This is a genomic window from Microbulbifer sp. (genome assembly GCF_051659245.1).
Lineage (GTDB): Bacteria > Pseudomonadota > Gammaproteobacteria > Pseudomonadales > Cellvibrionaceae > Microbulbifer.
The window spans coordinates 1-3,542 of record NZ_JBOFOC010000174.1 but is presented as its reverse complement, the minus strand read 5'-3'; the positions used below and the strand labels follow the sequence as shown (position 1 = coordinate 3,542).

Here is a 3,542-nt window from a genome sequence, read left to right as displayed (position 1 = left end):
CGCCAATAAACAGCTCGGCGCTCCCAGGTCACATCACCCGCATACCGGGCACGGCGCCGGGATGGGGTTCGAGCAGCCACAGGTCCTTGCCGCCGGGGCCGGCGGCGAGGACCATGCCTTCGCTGACGCCGAAGCGCATTTTGCGCGGGGCCAGGTTGGCGACCATTACGGTGAGTTTGCCCTGCAGGTCTTCCGGTTTGTAGGCGCTCTTGATGCCGGAGAAGACCTGGCGGGTTTCGCCGCCCAGGTCCAGGGTGAGTTTGAGCAGCTTGCCGGCGCCCTCGACGTGCTCCGCTTTGGCGATCAGCGCGATGCGCAGGTCCACCTTGGCGAAATCGTCGAACTGGATTTCCGGCGCTATGGGCTCATCGGCCAGTGGGCCGGTGAGTGGTTTGCTCTCCGCCTGCAGCTGCGCCAGGGATTCCTTGGCCGCTTCCATCACCGCGTCCACCTGGGTTTTTTCCACCCGCTGCATCAGCGGCTTGAATTCGCCGATCTGGTGGTTGGCCAGCGGCGTGGTGGCGGTGGCCCAGTCGAGTCGGGTATTCAGGAACTGCGCGGCTTTTTCCGCGGTTTGCGGCAGTACCGGCGCCAGCCAGGTGATCAGTGCGCGGAACATATTCACGCCCTGGGAGCAGATGGACAGCACCTCCTCCGCCTTGCTTTCGTCCTTGGCCAGGGACCAGGGCGCCTTGTCGGCAATCCAGGCGTTGGCGGCGTCCGCCAGGCCCATGATTTCACGCATGGCGCGGGCGTACTCGCGGTTTTCGTAAAAGTCGGCGATGCGCGGTTCGGCGTCGACGAATTGCTGCCAGAGTTTTTCGTCCGCCAGTTGTTCCGCCAGCACGCCGCCGCCTTTGCCCACGAACTTGGCGGTGCGCGAGGCGATGTTCACCACCTTGCCCACCAGGTCGGAGTTCACCCGGGCGATAAAGTCGTCCAGGTTCAGGTCCAGGTCGTCCACGCCGCCGGTGAGTTTGGCGGCGAAGTAGTAGCGCAGGTATTCCGGGTTCAGGTGGTCGAGATAATTGCGCGCATTGATAAAAGTGCCGCGGGATTTGGACATCTTCTTGCCGTTCACGGTGAGGAAGCCGTGCACGCAGACTTTGGTGGGGGTGCGGAAGTCCGCGGAATCCAGCATTGCCGGCCAGAAGAGCGCGTGGAAGTTGACGATGTCCTTGCCGATAAAGTGGTGTACCTCGGCGGTGCTGTCTTTTTTCCAGTATTCCTGCCAGTCCAGGCCGTTTTTGTCGCAGTAGTTTTTCAGGCTGGCCATATAGCCGATAGGGGCGTCCAGCCATACGTAGAAATATTTGCCCGGGGCGTCGGGGATTTCAAAGCCGAAGTAGGGGGCGTCGCGGGAGATATCCCACTCCTGCAGGCCCTCGTCCAGCCACTCCGCCAGTTTGTTGGCCATCTCGTCCTGCAGGGTGCCGGAGCGGGTCCACTCGCGCAGGAAGTTGGTGAACGCGGGCAGGGTGAAGAAGAAGTGCTCGGACTCCTTTTCCACCGGCGTGGCGCCGGAGATGGCGGACACCGGGTCGATCAGCTCGGTGGGGCTGTAGGTGGCGCCGCAGGCTTCGCAGTTGTCGCCGTACTGGTCCGGGGTGCTGCAGCGCGGGCAGGTGCCCTTGATGTAGCGGTCGGCGAGGAACAGCTGTTTCTCCGGGTCGAACGCCTGGGTGATGGTGCGGGAGTCGATATGGCCGTTTTCCTGCAGGCGCCGGTAGATCATCGCCGACAGCTCGCGGTTTTCTTCCGAGTGGGTGGAGTGGTAGTTGTCCACGCCGATCAGGAAGTCGTCGAAGTCGCGCTGGTGTTCCGCCTGCATATTGGCGATATGCTGCTCCGGGGTGAGCCCCAGCTGTTCGGCTTTGAGCATGATGGCGGTGCCGTGGGCGTCGTCGGCGCACATGTACAGGCAGTGGTGGCCGCGCGCGCGCTGGAAACGCGCCCAGATGTCGGTCTGGATATATTCGAGCACATGGCCCAGGTGCAGGGAGCCATTGGCGTAGGGGAGTGCGCTGGTGACGAGTATGTTGCGCGGTTGCGGCATGGGGGAAATCCGTGTGCTTTGAGGTCGATGAAAGGGCGGGGAATATAGCAGATTTGCGGTGTCGCTGGGAGCGCGCCGGGAGTGCGCTGGGAGTGCGCTGGGCGCCCCGAGCTCCAGCTCGGCTTGCGGGCCGACGGCCCGCCCCTCTCCCCCAACCCCTCTCCCGCAAGCGGGAGAGGGGAGCTAACGCCTGGCTGGCTTTGCCAGAGCTCATCCTCCACAATGCCGCCATCGAGAATTCTCAGAGAGGGAAACACAGTGAGCGATCATCATCACGATCACGATGAACTGCCCGAAGAGGTGCAGGGAGAGCTGGAGCGCCTGGCGGAGTGCATGGGCCAGTTGCACGACCCGGCCACCGGGCTGCCGCTGGACGAGCTGGATGCGGAGATCGAGGTGGGTTTTGACGAGGGCACTGTGCTTGTCGGCCTCACCCTCGGTTATCCCTGTGCCAGCCTGGAGGAGCACTGGCGCGAGCGGGTGCGCGAGTCCTGTGCGCCGCTGCTGAAGGGCGGAGCGCTGGGCGGCAGCCAACTGCAGTTCGAACTGTTCAGCGAGTTTCCTACCACCCCCGCCCCGGACGCTCCGGAACCCTTGCGGAAGGTGAAGAATATCGTCGCCGTGGCCTCCGGCAAGGGCGGGGTGGGCAAGTCCACCACCGCGGTGAACCTGGCCCTGGCCCTGGCCGCCGAGGGCGCCAGCGTCGGCCTGCTGGACGCGGACATCTACGGCCCCAGCCTGCCCACTATGCTCGGTACCGAGGGCGTGCGCCCGGAAGTGCGGGAGCAGAAGTTCTTCCTGCCGGTGCCGGCGCAGGGGCTGGAGACCATGTCCCTGGGCTACCTGATGACCGAGGAAACGCCCGCGGTATGGCGCGGGCCCATGGCCAGCGGCGCCCTCAACCAGATCCTCACCCAGACCCTGTGGGGTGAATTGGACTATTTGATCGTGGATATGCCCCCGGGCACCGGCGATATCCAACTGACCCTGGCGCAGAAGACGGCCCTGGCCGGCGCGGTGATCGTGACCACTCCCCAGGACCTGGCGTTGAAGGATGCGATCAAGGGGGTGGAGATGTTCCGCAAGGTCTCTGTGCCGGTGCTGGGCATTGTGGAGAACATGGCCCTGCACACCTGCTCCCGCTGCGGCCACAGCGAGCCGATCTTTGGCAGCGGCGGCGGCGAGCGCATCGCCGAGGGTTATCACACCCGCCTGCTGGGGCAACTGCCGCTGGCGATGTCCATCCGCGAGGGCACCGACGGCGGTTCGCCCACCGTGGCGGCGGAGCCGAAGGGGGAGATCGCCAGCCACTACCTCGAGATCGCCCGCCGCGCAGCGGCGCAGATCTGGCTCAATGCCGGGGAAGAGGGGATGCCGGAGATAGAAGTCAGCTAAGCGGCTCCCCCCCTTGTAGGAGCGGCGGGGCGGCCATCCGCCCATGCCCGCGATTGGGGGTGACCGGAGAGGCCGATCGCGGGCGTGGCGG

General features: G+C 65.0%; 2 protein-coding genes. One reads left to right on the top strand and one right to left on the bottom strand.

Annotated features, from left to right (window positions below; translation table 11 throughout):
* Positions 1-28: 28 nt before the first annotated feature.
* On the bottom strand, positions 29-2,056 hold the full coding sequence (gene metG, locus ACRC0P_RS16600) for a methionine--tRNA ligase (RefSeq protein WP_438632416.1): 2,028 nt from the start codon (positions 2,054-2,056) through the stop codon (positions 29-31).
* A gap of 258 nt (positions 2,057-2,314) precedes the next feature.
* Here metG and apbC point away from each other — a divergent pair, with 258 nt between their 5' ends.
* Positions 2,315-3,451, top strand: coding sequence for an iron-sulfur cluster carrier protein ApbC (apbC, locus tag ACRC0P_RS16595; RefSeq protein ID WP_438632415.1), 1,137 nt, complete (start codon positions 2,315-2,317; stop codon positions 3,449-3,451).
* The last annotated feature ends 91 nt before the right edge of the window (positions 3,452-3,542 follow it).

Excerpts from the sequence above, each read along its gene's own strand:
- metG (WP_438632416.1), bottom strand. The coding sequence starts at position 2,056 with ATGCCGCAACCGCGCAACATACTCGTCACCAGCGCACTCCCCTACGCC.